The 15,677-nt window shown below is 68.7% G+C and carries 17 protein-coding genes; 7 read left to right on the forward strand and 10 right to left on the reverse strand.

The genetic code is table 11. The features are described from left to right. The first annotated feature begins 36 nt into the window (after positions 1-36). Positions 37-1,617, forward strand: a complete 1,581-nt coding sequence (dnaG, locus tag EP28_RS07120; protein WP_049983297.1) for a DNA primase DnaG — start codon at positions 37-39, stop codon at positions 1,615-1,617. Between the two features lie 31 nt (positions 1,618-1,648). On the opposite strand, the gene EP28_RS07125 is transcribed toward dnaG, so the two are convergent. Both EP28_RS07125 and EP28_RS07130 read right to left on the reverse strand, forming a co-directional pair. Further along, positions 1,649-2,716 (reverse strand): mRNA surveillance protein pelota, encoded by a 1,068-nt coding sequence (locus tag EP28_RS07125; RefSeq protein WP_049983298.1) that lies wholly within the window; start codon positions 2,714-2,716, stop codon positions 1,649-1,651. 25 nt (positions 2,717-2,741) lie between these two features. Continuing rightward, positions 2,742-3,812, reverse strand: coding sequence for a DUF4013 domain-containing protein (locus tag EP28_RS07130; protein ID WP_049983299.1), 1,071 nt, complete (start codon positions 3,810-3,812; stop codon positions 2,742-2,744). Between the two features lie 338 nt (positions 3,813-4,150). Between EP28_RS07130 and EP28_RS07135 the strand changes: the two genes are divergently transcribed. The 3 genes from EP28_RS07135 to EP28_RS07145 are packed head-to-tail and all read left to right on the forward strand — an operon-like array spanning position 4,151 to position 5,815. Further along, entirely contained in the window at positions 4,151-4,549 is a 399-nt protein-coding gene (locus EP28_RS07135) for a DUF8159 domain-containing protein (RefSeq protein WP_049983300.1), read from the forward strand. Beyond that, positions 4,546-5,478, forward strand: coding sequence for an alpha/beta hydrolase (locus tag EP28_RS07140; protein WP_049983301.1), 933 nt, complete (start codon positions 4,546-4,548; stop codon positions 5,476-5,478). Before EP28_RS07135 ends, EP28_RS07140 begins: the two co-directional genes overlap by 4 nt. A gap of 25 nt (positions 5,479-5,503) precedes the next feature. Further along, positions 5,504-5,815 carry an MTH1187 family thiamine-binding protein gene (locus tag EP28_RS07145; RefSeq protein WP_049983302.1) on the forward strand — a complete coding sequence of 104 codons (312 nt, stop codon included), beginning with the start codon at positions 5,504-5,506 and terminating at the stop codon, positions 5,813-5,815. Positions 5,816-5,890: 75 nt separating this feature from the next. Here EP28_RS07145 and EP28_RS07150 read toward each other — a convergent pair whose 3' ends face one another. The 3 genes from EP28_RS07150 to EP28_RS14655 all read right to left on the reverse strand — a co-directional run bounded on the left by EP28_RS07150 (position 5,891) and on the right by EP28_RS14655 (position 8,388). Continuing rightward, on the reverse strand, positions 5,891-7,399 hold the full coding sequence (locus EP28_RS07150; protein ID WP_049983303.1) for an RtcB family protein: 1,509 nt from the start codon (positions 7,397-7,399) through the stop codon (positions 5,891-5,893). Positions 7,400-7,750: 351 nt separating this feature from the next. Then, positions 7,751-8,257 (reverse strand): archease, encoded by a 507-nt coding sequence (locus EP28_RS07155; protein ID WP_049983304.1) that lies wholly within the window; start codon positions 8,255-8,257, stop codon positions 7,751-7,753. After that, complete coding sequence (locus tag EP28_RS14655) at positions 8,254-8,388, reverse strand: hypothetical protein (protein WP_255358269.1); 135 nt, start codon at positions 8,386-8,388, stop codon at positions 8,254-8,256. Before EP28_RS14655 ends, EP28_RS07155 begins: the two co-directional genes overlap by 4 nt. A gap of 111 nt (positions 8,389-8,499) precedes the next feature. On the opposite strand from EP28_RS14655, the gene EP28_RS07160 reads away from it, so the two are divergent. From EP28_RS07160 to EP28_RS07170, 3 genes are all read left to right on the forward strand, one after another. Beyond that, positions 8,500-8,973, forward strand: a complete 474-nt coding sequence (locus EP28_RS07160) for a GNAT family N-acetyltransferase (protein WP_049983305.1) — start codon at positions 8,500-8,502, stop codon at positions 8,971-8,973. A 64-nt stretch (positions 8,974-9,037) separates the two neighbouring features. Further along, entirely contained in the window at positions 9,038-10,261 is a 1,224-nt protein-coding gene (gene hmgA, locus EP28_RS07165) for a hydroxymethylglutaryl-CoA reductase (NADPH) (RefSeq protein ID WP_049983306.1), read from the forward strand. Between the two features lie 77 nt (positions 10,262-10,338). Then, positions 10,339-10,527: a hypothetical protein gene (locus EP28_RS07170; protein WP_049983307.1), complete on the forward strand. Its 189-nt coding sequence runs from the start codon at positions 10,339-10,341 to the stop codon at positions 10,525-10,527. A gap of 132 nt (positions 10,528-10,659) precedes the next feature. Here EP28_RS07170 and EP28_RS07175 read toward each other — a convergent pair whose 3' ends face one another. From EP28_RS07175 to EP28_RS07190, 5 genes are all read right to left on the reverse strand, one after another. Continuing rightward, the gene (locus EP28_RS07175) at positions 10,660-12,882 is read right to left on the reverse strand and encodes a CDC48 family AAA ATPase (protein WP_049983308.1); all 2,223 of its coding nucleotides are present in this window, start codon (positions 12,880-12,882) and stop codon (positions 10,660-10,662) included. Next, complete coding sequence (locus EP28_RS14660) at positions 12,879-13,001, reverse strand: hypothetical protein (RefSeq protein ID WP_255358270.1); 123 nt, start codon at positions 12,999-13,001, stop codon at positions 12,879-12,881. The genes EP28_RS07175 and EP28_RS14660 overlap by 4 nt, the downstream gene beginning before the upstream one ends. 116 nt (positions 13,002-13,117) lie before the next feature. Next, positions 13,118-13,675, reverse strand: a complete 558-nt coding sequence (locus EP28_RS07180; RefSeq protein ID WP_049983309.1) for a diadenylate cyclase — start codon at positions 13,673-13,675, stop codon at positions 13,118-13,120. Between the two features lie 141 nt (positions 13,676-13,816). After that, complete coding sequence (cruF, locus tag EP28_RS07185) at positions 13,817-14,767, reverse strand: bisanhydrobacterioruberin hydratase (protein WP_049983310.1); 951 nt, start codon at positions 14,765-14,767, stop codon at positions 13,817-13,819. Continuing rightward, a complete protein-coding gene (locus tag EP28_RS07190) occupies positions 14,764-15,663 on the reverse strand; it encodes a prenyltransferase (RefSeq protein ID WP_049983629.1) in 900 nt (299 codons plus the stop codon). Before EP28_RS07190 ends, cruF begins: the two co-directional genes overlap by 4 nt. Positions 15,664-15,677: the final 14 nt, after the last annotated feature.

Genomic DNA, 15,677 nt, shown 5'->3' on the forward strand with positions numbered 1-15,677 from the left:
GCGGTCAGCGCCGCCCGATCATCACCATTCACCCTCATGAAAGACACAGAGAAATACCTGATTCACGCCACCATCGCGGCCGACGGCGTCGTCGAGCGGAGCGACGTCGTCGGCGCGGTGTTCGGACAGACGGAGGGGCTTCTCGGAGAGGAACTCGACCTCAGAGACCTCCAAGAGTCCTCTCGCGTCGGTCGGATCGACGTCGCCGTCGAGTCCGAGAACGGTCAGTCGTTCGGCGAGGTCACCGTCGCGTCGAGTCTCGATAAAGTCGAGACGGCGATCCTCGCGGCCGCGTTGGAGACCATAGATCGCATCGGACCGTGTCACGCGTCGGTCGAAGTGACGAGCATCGAGGACGTCCGGGCGGCGAAGCGCCGCGAGGTCGTCGAACGCGCGAAGGAACTGATCGCGGGCGGCTTCGACGAGACGAGCCTCGCGAGCGACGACATCCTCGAAGAGGTCCGTGAGGCGGCCCGCGTCGAGGGGATAGTTGACTACCGCGGACTGCCCGCCGGTCCCCGAGTCGGCGACTCCGACGCCGTCATCGTGGTCGAGGGGCGCGCAGACGTGTTGACGCTTCTCGACTGCGGGATCAAAAACGCGATCGCCGTCGAGGGGACGAACGTCCCCGACGCGGTCGCGGACCTCACCGCCGACCGCACCGTCACCGCCTTCCTCGACGGCGACCGCGGCGGCGAGCTAATCTTACGGGAGCTGGCGCAGGTCGGCGACGTCGACTACGTCGCGTTCGCCCCGCCGGGCGAGTCCGTCGAGGATCTCGACCGCAGCACCGTGTTCGACGCGCTCCGCGGAAAGGTCCCGTACAGCAGCCTCGCCGACGAGCCGAACCTCCGTGAGGCCGCTGAGGCAGAGCCTCGAACGGAGACGACTGCCGGCACACGCGGTGCCGCGGTCGAGACCGATACAGTCGACTCGGTCGATTCGGACGGAGACACAGAGAGTGACTCGGCCGGAGCGGACGCGCGCGTCGAATCGAACGACGTGGCTGCGAACGCGACCGGGGGCGGCGGGTCCGACCGAGGTGACGGCGACGACGCAGTCGATGGTCCGAGTGGCGGCGATCCGAGCGACGGCGCGGGCGAGGACGCCGCCGCGGAGGATGACGCCACCGCGAGTGGGAACGCCGACGGGAGTGAAGACGCCGACGCGGAGGACAATGCCGACGCGAGCGAGGAGACCGTCACCGAGAGCGCGGCTCCCGCTTCTTCGGATGAACCGGCGGCGGCCGAAGACGAGGCACCCACCGACGATGGCGAGTCGGTCACCGCAGACGACGAGGCGACCGACGACGAGCCACGATCGCTCGAAGAGCACGTACAGGAGATCGTCGACGCCGAGAGCGGGCGCGCTCGGCTCCTCGGCGACGACCTCGGTGTGCTCGCCGAGGTCGCCGCGGGCGAGGCGTTCGACGCGATCGAGCGCGCCGACGTCGCTCCGGACGCGGTCGTCGTCGACGGGCCGATAAACCAGCGACTCCTCGACATCGCGGCACAACGGGGAGTCGGAGAGCTACTCGGTCGCGACGTCGGCGAGTTCGTGAAACGACCGGTCGGGACGCGCGTGTTGACGGTTGGGGACCTCCGTTCCGGGAGCTGACGTCAGTTCGGCGCGACGACGGGTCGGCACGCTACTGGAGCCGATATCGCAAGATCGCGGCGATTCCGCCGAGGTTCGCGAGCTGCTCGCCGGGCGCGAACTCGGAGGAGAAGACGACCACGTCGCCGCCCTGTTGTTCGACCGATTCGATGACGTCGTTGACGTCGATATCCCAGTCACCCTCACTCTGCCGCTCCGTTCGGAGCCGGTCGTCGACGACGAGGAGCGTCTCGATCGCGCCGAAGTCGGCGGCCTCGGCCACGTCCTCCGGACCGTAGGTCGCCTTCGCGCCCGTGGCGATCTCGGCGGTGAGGTCGTCGATGAGGTTCGCCTCCTTTGAGATCCGCGTCTCCTTTTGCACCTCGTCGACCGCGCCGCGTTTGAGCACCTCGTGGACGCCGCGGTCGCCCGCGGCGGAGGTGTCGACCGTGGTGATCCGGTCCGTCAAATCCCGGTACTCCTCTTCGATGTAGTCGAGCGCGTCCGTCTTCGTGAACCCCGGACCGGCGAGGATCACGGCGTCTGCGTCGAGGTGAGCGAGCGCGTCAGCGAGGTCGGCGAACAGCTCCTCTCGCGGGCGGGAGTAGTCGCCTTTCCCCGTGGGCTTGGTGAACGAGGCGTACTCCTCGGTGCCGTACTGCTGGACGGTGTGGACGTACGCGGCCCCCTCTTCGACGGTCGCGATGGCCACATCGGGGTTTTCCGCGGCCTCCGTGGCCTCCTCCAGCCGCTCGGTCTGGTCTGGCTTGAAGTGCTTTTCCACCGTGATTTCGTCGTGTTCCTCGACGTTGAGCGTGTGATGGGCGTTGAGCTGGTCCTCGCGCGAGCAGGCGACGATGATGCCCGAGACCCGAAGCCGGTTGGCGAACCGAGCGAACTCGACGTCTTCGACTTCGAGCGTCACGAAGATGTGCTCGCGTTGTCCGCCAGTGTCGCGCATCTGGTCGTCGTTCCGCTGGATCCGGCGGGTGGTGTCGCCCTCGACGTGGTCACCGGGCTCTAAGACGTGTGCCAGATGCCAGAGGTCGTCGACGTTCTCGGGAACGAGGGTGAGCCGCTCGCGCCCCTCCTCGCCGTAGCCCCGATCGGAGATTCGCATGGCCGCCCGTTCGTCCGGGCTTGTATCAACTCTTGTCTTTGCCACCGCTCAGAGGGTCCGCAGAGACCCACTCGAAGCCGGCGTCGTCCGCCTCACCCTCGTCTCGTGGATCCGGTCTATCGGGGGATTCTCGGCGGCGGATCGGGACGGTCCGCCCGGACTGGACGGCAGGGGAGGCCTCGGCTCGGCGCGACCGCGAGCCACCGTCGCCAAGCGACTGCGTCGATCGGTCGTTTCCCCCGGCGACTGCGGATGCGCCGCGCGCAGCGACTTCGGGGAACGGACGGGCGTCGTCCCCGGTGCCGACGCGTGTGACACCGGCAGGCTCGACCGCGGCTCCAGACAGCGCGTCTCGCGCGCCGCGGCCGTACACGCCGTGGGCGATCGCTCGGACGGCGAAGACCACCACGCTGCCGATCACGATCAACACGAGGGGACCGGCGAGCGCGTATCCGGCGACGAGCGTCGCTGCCGCGACGACCCACGCCGCCGCGTAGCGACTCGACCCGGCGACGCGGACGATCCGGCTCGGGTGAAGGCCGTCGCGGAGTCGGCCGGAGACGGCGAACCCGGCGAGTGCGGCCGGTTTGACGTACGCGTACGCGAGCAGGTACACAGCGGTGAGGACGCCGAGGAGTCCGACCGCGGTCGCCGCGGCCGCGGTGATCGCGCTCGGCCCGAGTGCGCCCTCGATCGCGACGGTGATCGGTCGTAAATCGGTGGACGCGGACCGCAAGACGGCGGTCACGACCGTCGCCGTCGCGAGCAGCACGGCGAGCGGCGCGAGGAGGACCGCGCTCACCAGCAGCGACCTGACGCCGTCGCGGTAGAGGTCGTTCCACGCGACGAACGACGCCGCGCCGTCGGCGTTTCCGTTCTCGATCGCGTCGGCGAGGATCCGGACGAAGTAGCCGCGAACCACGAGCGCCGGCGTGAGCACGAGCGGACCGGCGACGGCCACCGGCGGGACGGCGAGCGTCGCAACGAGCCAGATCGGAAAGGCGATCCACGTCGAGAGCGTCAACAGGCCACCGACGATGAGGGTGCCAGTGACGTCTGTCGAACGCGCCAGCGCCGTGGTCACCCTCGGAAGCATATCGGATCCTGTTCCGCGATGGTGATAAATGGTGACCGCGACGGAGAAGAATAACGAATGGTGACCGCGACAGAGAAGAATGGCGACTGCGACAGGAAAAACGGCGACACGCGGGGTCACGGTGACAGTCGATCAGATTCTGATAATTCGCCAGAGCGTTTATATATTTTCGAGAGATATCTTCACCCGGCCGCACGGGAAATCGTGTGCCTCTGACAGAATCGATAGCCGCCTCTCGGCGGCTTCCCCGTCCGCGGCTTTCAGTCGGTCGACCCCGAGGTTTGCGCTCACCGACCACACGCCGGTACCGATTTATCCCGGCCGACCGACGGTCCTGTATGACCGACGACGACCGGACGGACGACGTGGAGTCCGCGCTCCGGAGCTACGGGATCAACGTCGAGCGCATCGACGGGGGCGACCCGCTGGTGTTGACGTACATGACGGCGTTTCCCGGCCGCGAGGTCCACCACGGAGAGATCGGTCGGGCACTCAACGCGCTCATCGATCGCGCGGAAGCCGACGCGTGGGACCCAGTCACGGTTGACGGCACCGTGATCCGCTCGCCAGGCGACGTCCTTGGAACGTGGCGCGCCGAGGCGGAGTGGTTCGACGCGCTCATCGCGTACGAGATATCGGAGACCGAGTTTTCGACGCGGGTACTGGAGACGCTGACGCACGCGGACGGCGACGACGAACACGAATCGGCGGAAGCCGGGCAGGGAGACGGACAGTGACGCGCCGAAACCCGATCAACCGCGCGCAGCGCCGACTCCGGCGTCCGCCGCGGGAACGGTTCGCCACCCGCGAGGTCGCCTTCGACGTCGACGGGGAGACGTGCCGGGGCACGCTGTATCTCCCCGCCGGCGACCCGGACGATCCGCCCGTCGTCGTGTTGGCACCGGGACTAGGCGCAGAGCGGAACTTCGGCTATCCCGCGGTCGCGGAGCGGTTCGCGGACGCCGGCTACGCCGCGCTGTGTTTCGATTACCGCGGATTCGGCGCGTCCGACGGAGACTCACAGGCGGTCTCGCCCGCGGCACAGCGCGCCGACTACGCGGCGGCGATCGATCGGGCGCGCCGGGTCGACGCCGTCGGCCGGAGGCTGATTCTCTGGGGTACGTCGCTGTCGGCCGCACACGCCCTCACGCTTGCCGCCGACCGCACCGACGTCGACGCCGTGATCGGAGTCGTCCCGATGCTCGACGGGCGCGCGATCGCTCGCCGACGCGGCGCGCGATACCTGCTTCGCGCGGGCGTCGCCGGCGTCCGCGACCTGATCGGGACCCGATTGGGACGGGGACGCACGGTCCCGATCGTCGGCGACGACGCCGACCTCGCGGCGATCACGGAGCCGGGAACGAAGCGGGGGTACCTCGATCTGGTCGACCGCGACTCGCAGTGGCGAAACGAGACGCCGGCGCGGTCGCTGCTCCGCGTCGCGAGCTATCGCCCGGTCGAGCGGCTCTCGGAGATCCGCGCGCCGACGCTCCTCGTGGCCGGTACCGACGACCCGATCGTCGAGCGCGAGACGGTCGCGGACGCGGGCGAGACGCTCTCTCGCGGGACCGTCGTCTCGATGCCCGCCGACCACTTCTCCGTGCTCAGCGACGACTTCGAGCCCGCGATCGGCCACCAGCTGTCGTTCCTCCGCGGCGTGTTTTAAGTAAGAGCGACACGGAGCGCCGCGTATGACCGTCATCGCGCTGTTGAGCGTCGCGCCGGTGATAGAAGAGAGCATGGCCGAAGAGGTCGCGAAGGCCGTCGACGCGCTCGACGCGTTCGACGTGAGCTACGAGACGAACCCGATGGGGACGGTGATCGAGGCCGAGGACGCCGACACGCTGTTCGCGGCCGCGGCGGCGGCGCACGACGCCGTCGACGGCGACCGCGTCTCCACGGTGTTGAAAGTGGACGACAAGCGAACGAGCGACGAGGGCGCGGACCGCAAGGTCGAGGCGGTCGAGGCGCACCTCGGGCGAGCGGCCGAGCGCGAGCGGTGACACCGCACGGGTTCGGTCGGGCGACGGAACGCCAGCGGTGACCGCACGGGTGCGGGCGGCGAGTGACCTACTGACTCATCCCTTGATGTTACAGACGGGGAACGTCCGCGCGACCTTGTCGCCGATCCCGAGGTCGTCGCTGACGCGGATCACCTCGTCGATGTCCTTGTAGACGCCCGGTGCCTCCTCCGCGATCGTCGCCCCCGACTGCGCTTTTACGTATATCTGCTGGTCGGCTTCGAGATCCGACTGGACGTCGCCGCCCCAGAACTCCTGTTTCGCCTGCGTCCGGCTCATCAGACGGCCCGCGCCGTGGGCGGTCGATCCAAACGAGACCGCCATCGACCGGTCGCCGCCGCGGAGCACGTACGAGCCCGCGCCCATGCTCCCGGGGATGATGACGGGTTGGCCGACGTCGCGGTACGCCGCGGGCACGTCCTCGTTGCCGGCGGGGAACGCCCGCGTCGCGCCCTTCCGGTGGACGTACAGTTCGCGCTCCGCGCGGTCGACTGCCGCGTCGCCGACCGCGGGCTGCCCGTCGGCGTCGACGCCGACCTCGTGAGTCTCTTTTTTGGCGATGTTGTGTGCCACATCGTACAGGAGCTCCATGCCGAGGTCGTCGATTGGGTCGGCGTCGAACACCTCGCCGAACGTCTTGCGGGCCTGATGGGTGATGAGTTGTCGGTTCACCCACGCGAAGTTGATACACGCGCCCATCGCGCCGTAGTACTCCTCGGCAAGTTCGGAGCCGGCGGGCGCGGCGGCGAGTTCCTTGTCTGGAAGCTCATCGAGGAGGTCTGCGTGTTCCTTTTCGATCCGGCGGAGGTAGTCGTTGCAGGTCTGGTGTCCGAGCCCGCGGCTCCCGCAGTGGATCAGGACGACGATCCCGTCTTCTTCGAGCCCGTACGCTTCGGCGACGTCCTCGCGGAACACGTCCGTGACGCGCTGCACTTCGAGGAAGTGGTTCCCGGAGCCGAGCGAGCCGAGCTGGTTGCGGCCGCGGTCTTTCGCCTTCTGCGTGACGTATTCGGGGCGGGCGTCCGGGCGTCGTCCCTCGTCCTCACAGCGCGCGAGGTCGCTTTCGATCCCGTACCCCTCGTCGACCGCCCACTCGACGCCGCGCTCTAAGGCCCCGTCGATGGCGTCCGCAGTGCCGTCTACCACGCCGCCACCGCCGAGACCGGAGGGGATCGCCTCGAATAGGGCGTCGACGAGCTCCGCCTCGCGTCCGCGGAGGTCGTCGTACGTGAGATTCGTCCGCACCATCCGGACGCCGCAGTTGATGTCGTAGCCGACCGCGCCGGGCGAGATACAGCCGGTCCGAGCGTCGATCGCGCCGACGCCGCCGACCGGGAACCCGTACCCCTGGTGGCCGTCCGGCATACAGAGTGCCGGCTCGGCCATGCCCGGGAGGTGGGTCGCGTTCCGCAGCTGTTCGAGGGTGTCGTCTTCGCCGATCTCCTCTAAGAGCGCCTCGCTGGCGAGGACGCGGGCGGGGACGTTCATGCCGCCCTCGCGCGGGATCTCCCAGACGTGCTCGCGCACCTTCTCCAGTCGGATCCCGTCGATCTCGCGGGTTGTCATACGCCGGCGTTCGCCGGGACGGGGGAATAGCGTTACGTCCCGCGGGCGGTCCTCTGTGACCGGTCGTCACGCGGTCAGTACTCACCCGATCGGCGAGGAGCGCCGCGTCAGTCGTCCGGCGGGCGAACGCTGACCGCTCCTTCACCTTCGCCCGTGGAGTCGTCCGACGCGCGCCGCGGCGATGGCCGCCACCGAACGAACGAGACGGGGTCGTACCATTCCGAGCGGGCTCTGCGGGGAAAAATGGCCGAACGGCGAAAACGATAGGGTACAGACCCGGCGACGCGGCGCGGAGAGACGGAGCCGCCACGAGCGTCGGGGGAAGCGGCCGCCCGCAGTTGAGACAGACCGTCAGACGTCGAAGACGACGTACGCGTACCACTCGCCGTCGCGTCGTTCGAGCGTCATCTCGGAGTACGTGACCGCCTTGATCTCGCGGGCCGTCACGTCGTCGAGGGGGACGCCGCGGGCGGAGGCGTCGACCGTCCACGCGTCGTCATCGCGGCCGTCGGCTCCCTCGGCCGCCGTCGTATCGACCGCCGTCGTATCGGCCGTCGTCGTGTCGGACGTCGTCGTATCGGCCGTCGTCGTTCGGGATCCGGAGACCGAACACCGGTGGTCGGCCGGCAACACGGCCCGCACGTCTCGCTCGTATATCAGCCGGTCGAGGTAATCGAACAACAGCGCCTCGGGCCGCTCGGCTCGGACGGTGAACGCGAACCGATCGCCTGTCGTCGGGACCGACTCGCAGCTCGCGGCCGTGAGCCCGTCCGCGACGGCCGCGAACAGCTCCGAGAGCGTCTCTCCGGTCGCCTCGACGGCGACGTCTGCGGTGTGGTCGCGAAGCGCATACGTCATCGGTCGGGGCTCTCGGTCGCGTCCGTTGGGCCTGTCCCGTCGTCACTATCCTGTTCCGCCGCGGCGTCACTGCTCTTCTCTACCGCGTCCGTCGAACCGCGGTCGACGGCCGCCGGCGACTCATCGAACATACGCGTCACCACGATTGACCGCGACAAAACAGTTCTGTCGGGGGCGCTGACCGCCGCGAGGTGCCCCGGTGGCGGTGGAGTTATATCCCACAGGACTGTTAGATGCGTGCAGTGAGCGTCACCGTAGAGAAGCGGACGGATCCGCCCGGCGAGACCGAGTACGCCTCGGCCGCGTGGGACCTCAAAGAGCGGATCCGCGCCGACGAGGGCGTTCTACGACAGCGTCGAGGCTTCTTCGTCGACGCCTACCGGCGGTCCACGACTCACCTTCTCATCGAGCGGAACACGCTCGTCGCGTTCGCCTCCGTCCGCCGCGACGGCTACGTGCTCTTTCTCGCGGTCAATCCGGACTACCGCGGCCAGGGCCACGCGGAACGCCTCGTCGCCGACGTCGCCGCGGAACACCGCTCCGTCACCTGCCACGCCCGCACGACGAACGACACCGCGCTCGGGTTCTACGAGCACCTCGGCTTCGAGGTCGTCCGGCGGATCGACAACTACTACGAGGACGGCGGCGACGCCTACTACCTCAAGCTCGGCAGCGACTCGATACGAGAGCGGCTTTCCGAGTTCGTGAGCCGGTAGGAGGCCCGCCCGGCGATCCCGCCGAACCGATACCCATTAGCATACGCCGCGAGGAGGGTCGTCCATGACGGACCCTTCGCCGGCGTCGCTCGCGGATCGCGTCCGCGACGGCGACGTGCGGTTTCACGAGATCGAAGAGCACGCCGACGCCGACACCGCCGCGGCCGCCCGCCGGCGACTGGTCGCGGAGACGGCCGACGCCGACGTCGACGCACTCGGCGAGTACGCCTTCGACGCGGCCGACGCGCACGGCTCGAACATCGAGAACATGATCGGGGCGGTGCAGATACCGATGGGTGTCGCCGGCCCGGTGGCGATCGACGGCGGCGCGCTCTCCGGCGAGCGGTACCTCCCGCTCGCGACGACCGAAGGAGCCCTGGTCGCCTCGATCAACCGCGGCTGCTCCGTCGTCACCGACGCCGGCGGTGCGACCGCCCGCGTGACGAAAAGCGGTATGACGCGCGCACCGGTGTTCCGCGTCCGCGACGTCGCCGAGGCTGAGGCGCTCGTCGAGTGGGTCCGCGACAGCGAGGACGTCCTCCGCGAGGCGGCCGAGTCGACGACGAGCCACGGCGAACTCCTCGACGTGACGCCGTACGTCGTCGGCAACAACGTCTTCCTGCGGTTCCGCTACGACACGAAAGACGCGATGGGGATGAACATGGCGACGATCGCGACGCGCGAGGCCTGCGACCGGATCGAAGACGAGACCGACGCGTCGCTCGTCGCGCTCTCCGGGAACCTCTGTTCGGACAAAAAACCCGCCGCGGTCAACGCCGTCGAGGGGCGCGGGCGCTCCGTCACGGCCGACGTGGAGGTGCCCCGCGAGATAGTCGAGGATCGGCTCCACACCACACCGGAGGCCATCGCGGAGATCAACACGCGGAAGAACCTCGTCGGATCCGCGAAGGCCGGCTCACTCGGCTTCAACGCCCACGTCGCCAACGCGGTGGCGGCGATGTTCCTCGCGACGGGACAAGACGAGGCGCAGGTCGTCGAGGGCGCGAACGCGATCACCACCGCCGAGACGACGGCCGACGGCGACCTCTACGCGTCGGTGTCGATAGCGAGTCTCGAAGTGGGCACCGTCGGCGGCGGCACGACGCTCCCGACGCAGGCGGCCGGGCTGGATATCCTGGGAGTGCGCGGCGGCGGCGATCCGGCCGGGAGCAACGGCGACGCGCTCGCGGAGGCGATCGCGGTCTGTGCGCTCGCCGGCGAGCTCTCGCTGCTCGCGGCGCTCGGCTCGCGACACCTGTCGTCGGCACACGCCGATCTCGGCCGGTAGCCGGATCCACAGGAGGGACCAGAGCGGCGCGGGTCCCCCCGAACAACGCTTTTGTAGCTCCGACATCCAGTTCGCATATGAACGATAGTACGGTGTCCGTCCCGTCCGAGCAGTACGAGCGGCTCACGGCGCTCGCCGCCGCCCGCGGCGTGACTCCAGAGGCCCAGCTCGCCAGACTCATCGACGACGCCTACGAGGGGCTCGACGCCGACGACGCGGCGACGGAATCGCTCCCGCTCGGCGTGTGTGACACGGACGACGAGTGAACCGCCTCGGGGTCAAGCCCCGAGACACTCGCCTCGCTTATCTGTAGAGCGTTCGGCGACCGCCACGCGACCGGTTCCGCCAGCGGATCGACGGCCGCGACCCGAGGCAATACCCCCGAGTGAGACGGACCGCTACTGGAAGCCGATCCGACCGCCGGTGTCGCGGAGCGACTCGCCGCCGCCGCCCTTGAACTGCTGTTCGACCTCCTCGTAGTACGCGAGGATGTCCTCGTTGATCGTGGGCCGCACCGACTCCATCGCGCGCCGGAAGTGTTTCATCTCGACCTCCTCGGCGTCGTCGGCGTCTCGCAGGGCTTCGATGGCGGCCTCACGGGCGATCCCCTCTAGATCCGAGCCGACGTAGCCGTCCGTGATCTCCGCGATCTCGCGGAGACTCACGTCGGGCGCGAGCGGCGTGTTCTCGGTGTGGATGTCGAGGATCTGCTCGCGGCCCTCCTGGTCCGGCTGGCCGATCATCACGAGGCGGTCGAACCGACCGGATCGGAGGAGCGCGGGGTCGATCATGTCGGGGCGATTGGTCGCGCCGATCACCATCACGTCGCCCATGTCCTCTAACCCGTCGAGTTCGGTAAGGAGCTGGTTGACGACACGCTCTGAGACGTTGTTGCCCATCTCCTGTCCGCGCGACGGCGCGAGGCTGTCGAGCTCGTCGAAGAAGATGATGGTCGGACTCACCTGCCGGGCCTTGCGGAAGGTCTGTCTGATCGCCTTCTCCGACTCGCCGACCCACTTCGAGAGCAGCTGTGGACCCCGCACCGAGATGAAGTTCGCGTTCGTCTCGTTGGCGACGGCCTTCGCCATCAGCGTCTTTCCGGTGCCCGGCGGGCCGTACAGGAGGACGCCCTTCGGCGCGTCGACGCCCATCCGGTCGAACTTCTCCGGAGAGGAGAGCGGCCACTCCACCGACTCTTTCACCTGCTGTTTGGCCTCGGAGAGCCCGCCGACGTTGTCCCACGAGATCTTCGGCAGCTCGACGAGCACCTCGCGCATCGCCGAGGGCTCGACCTCGTTGAGGGCGCCCGAGAAGTCGTCGCGCTTGACTATCATCCGGTCGATCAGGCTCGGCGGCACCTCCTCTTCGTCCAAGTCGATCTCGGGGAGGTACCGGCGCAGCGCCTTCATCGCCGCCTCCTTGGTGAGGCTCTCGATGTCGGCTCCCACGAAGCCATGCGTCTCGTCGGCGAGGTGGTCCAAGCTCACGTCGTCGGACAGCGGCATCCCGCGGGTGTGGATCTGGAGGATCTCCTTGCGGCCCACCTCGTCGGGGACGCCGATCTCGATCTCGCGGTCGAATCGCCCCGGACGACGGAGCGCCGGATCGACGCTGTCGACGCGGTTCGTCGCGCCGATGACGATCACCTGTCCGCGCGTCTCCAACCCGTCCATCATCGTCAACAGCTGGGCGACGACGCGGCGCTCGACCTCGCCGGTGACGTCCTCGCGTTTGGGTGCGATCGAGTCGAGCTCGTCGATGAAGATGATGCTGGGACTCTCCTCTTTGGCGTCCTCGAAGATCTCGCGGAGCTGCTGTTCGGACTCGCCGTAGTACTTCGAGATGATCTCGGGGCCGGCGATCGAGAAGAACGACGCCGACGTCTCGTTGGCGACGGCCTTCGCCAAGAGCGTCTTTCCGGTGCCCGGCGGGCCGTGCAGCAGGACGCCCTGCGGCGGCTCGATCCCCAGCTTCGAGAAGATCTGCGGGTGTTTCATCGGGAGTTCGACCATCTCTCGGACCCGCTGGATCTCCGACTGGAGCCCGCCGATGTCCTCGTAGGTGATCCCGCCGCCGGTCTTCTCGAACCCGGAGATCGGCTCCTCGCGCAGTTCGACCTCGGTGTCCTCGGTGATGAGACAGACGCCCTTGGGCTCCGTCTCGACCGCGATGAGCGGAATCGCCTGTCCCGGCGACCGCATGAACGGGTGGTTCGTCGAGGACATCACGGGGACGATGTCGCGCTCGACGACCGGCCGCTTGAGGATCTGCCGCTTCACCATGCCGGCGGCATCGGAGCCGAACTGGACCGACGCCTCCTCCGGCGGGGCCAAGACGAGCTTGTCGGCCTTCTCGGCCTCCGCCTTCCGGATCGTGACGCGCTCGCCGATACCCACGTCGGCGTTCTGTCGCGTGAACCCGTCGACGCGGACCGTGTCCGTGTTCCAGTCCTGTCGGTCGGCGCGCCACACCTTCGCGGCGGTCGTCTCCGCGCCCTCGATCTCGATGATGTCGCCGGGCGAGAGCTTCAGGTGCAACAGCGTGTCGGGGTCGAGTCGGGCGATGCCGCGCCCCGAGTCGTTCGGGTACGCCTTCGCCACTTCGAGTTGAACTTCGTTCATGCTTCCTCGCGGGAGATACCAGTAACTGCACCCGGTTCGGGAATAAGCCTGTTGGCGCTACTGCCCGCGGCGGGGACGGTATCCGGGATCGCCCGCCCTGACCCGATCTGTGTCATCATATGGCATGGTAGGAAACCCGACGGTAAAACCCCGTCGTAAGCGTGCGTTTTCGCCGAGGTCGGCGGCCGAGCGGTGCGGGGGAGATCCGCCTGCCGCCCGGCGGAACGAAGCCCCGTCAGTCGACGCGCCACGGTCGGCCCAGTTCGTCGCGCTCCATCGATTCCGCGTCGCCGTCGCGGAAGATGCTCACGCGCCCCGTCTCCTCGCTCAGCGTGACTGTCGCGACGACCTCCGGTCGGACCGATGTCTCGATCGCACTCATGTGTCTGGACCCCATCCACGGCTCGTAGCTCACGTCATCGACGAGGTCCGACTCACCGCTCCGGGTCCCCAGATCGCGGAACCGCACCATCTGCGACTCGATCTCGCCGTCGGCGGCGACGACGATACCGCCGTCTTGTTCGAGGCTCACGGCCTCCGCCGCGTCGACGAACTCGTCCTCCTCGAAGACGGACCGGCACCTGTCTCGGGGCCAGCGGTTGTCGCCCATCGCGTCGGCGTACGCGCCGTACTCGCGGTCCGCGACGACGGCGAAATACAACCCGGGGCCTTTGGCGTGGGGCTCGTCCCAGCCGTCGAACGACCGGCTGACGTGCTCCGTACAGTAGGTCAGGCGATCGAGTATCTCCCTGACCCGGTCGTGTGATCCGTACTCGATGGCGAGGCGGCTCATCTCGCTTCCTCCGCCGCCGTCAAGGGAACGGCGGCCGCGCGAACGCTCATGGATCGATCGACGAGCGGGCGGTATATAAGCAATTTCGAGTGCCGGCGGCAGACGACGCGGAACGGATCACGGAGCGTCAGGCGAAGGCGCTCACGTCCACGGGACGAAAAGCCGGGCGTCGAACCGATCCGCGCGGACGAGACCGATGCCGAACGCGGCGGCGACGGCGGCAGGGACGAGGTTCCCGTAAAAGAGGTTGATCCCGCCCCAGAGGATGACGAAGCTCACCATGTCGTCGAGCATGAACTCGCAGTCGCGCAGGCGGGCGCGGAGGTCGTTGAGACCGAACGCCCGGTCGAGGGTGACGACCGCGACCGTCGCGGAGAGCACCCAGCCGGCGTAGTTCGAGAGTGGCACGCCGAAGAACGCGCCGCCGCCAAAGTCCCAGAAGCCGAGCGCGACCGCGCCCGGGTCGAGGACCACGTCCATCGCGACGACGGCGGCGATCACGGTCGCGAGCCGGAGCCATCCGTGCTCGGCCCGCGGCCCGAGCAACAACAGACAGAGCAGGTACGCGTTGACCACGAGCGGGATGAAGAAGACGGGAAGTGCGAGCGGCACGCCGCCGAGCATCGGCCCGAGACTCACGGTGTACGCGAACCCCCCGTAGGGCCAGCCGGTCGCGACGCCGACGAACTCGATCGCGTAGGTGTACGCGACGAGGACGCCGACCCAGCCGAGCGCGCGACGGTCGATAGACGGCAGCACGCCGACGACGAGCGGCGAGCGCATCACCAGCACGCCGAACAGCACGAACCACGGGTTGAACGCGAGCGGATCGGGTACCCATCCCTCGGCGCTGCCGACGAGCGCGACCGCTCCGACGAGCGGGAACACCACGGCGATTGTGAATCGGTTCTCCCGGACGAGCCGGTCGAGGAGGGCCTCCTCCTCCCCGCGGGCGACCGGGAGCCGGGCGCAGACGGCTTCGGTCCGGGTGGCGGCCGACGTCGAGGGAGCGGTCCCGTCGCTCGCGGACGAGGAAGCGGAGCCGTCGGGTGCGGCCGCGTCGCTCGCGGCCGATCCGCTCTCGTCGCTCATCCGAGCGCCTCCGTGATCGGGTAGACGCGCCAGAGCCCGCCCATCGCGAGCAGCGTCCCGATAACCGTGTTCAGCGCCGGGAACCACCAGTACGCGCGGTCGACGGCGACCGACGACGTCGCGACCCAGACGACGAAGACCGGATACACGCCGAGCAGCGCACCGAGCCGGTAGTCGACGGCGGCGAACGCGCCCGCGGCGACGGTCCAACAGGCGAGACAGTAGGCGTACGTCCGGCGCTCACCCAAAAGCGTCGCCGTCGTGTGGATCCCCGCGGCCCGGTCCGGTTCGATGTCGGGGATGGCGGAGAACGTGTGCATTCCCATCGTCCAGAGCCACGCGCCGCCGAGCGCCGCGAGCGGCGGGTGCGCCCCCGCGGCGGTCGCGTACGCTGCCGCGCCGGGAAGGACGTAGAGTCCGTTCGAGACGGAGTCCGCGAACGGCGTGGTCTTGAACCGCAGCGGCGGCGCGCTGTAGGCCGCGCCGAGCGCGAAGAAGCCCGCGAGGTACGGCCACGCGGCCCGAGGAGTGATCGCGAACGTCGCGAGGCCGATAACACCCGCCGCGACCACCGCGAGCGCGACGGTGCGGGACCCCCGCCAGCGCGCCTCGCGGTCGTCCTTCTTCGGATTCAGCTCGTCGATGTCGGCGTCGAATGCATCGTTGACGCCGTAGAGGTAGACGTTCGCGGGCACGAGGAAGTAGGCCGCGAGCGCGACTGTGGTCGGCGTGAACAGTCCGCTCACGTCGCCGATACCGTAGGTGACACCCACCGCGACGGGACCGGCGAGGTACAGCCAGAAGCGCGGGCGCGACAACACCAGCAGGTAGCGGAGGAGGGTCCCGATCCCCCCGCGTGATCTTTCGGTGCCCGGCGATGCGTCGGCGTCGGTCACGGAATCACCCACGC

This window comes from Halorubrum sp. BV1, from assembly GCF_000746205.1.
Classification (GTDB): Archaea; Halobacteriota; Halobacteria; order Halobacteriales; family Haloferacaceae; genus Halorubrum.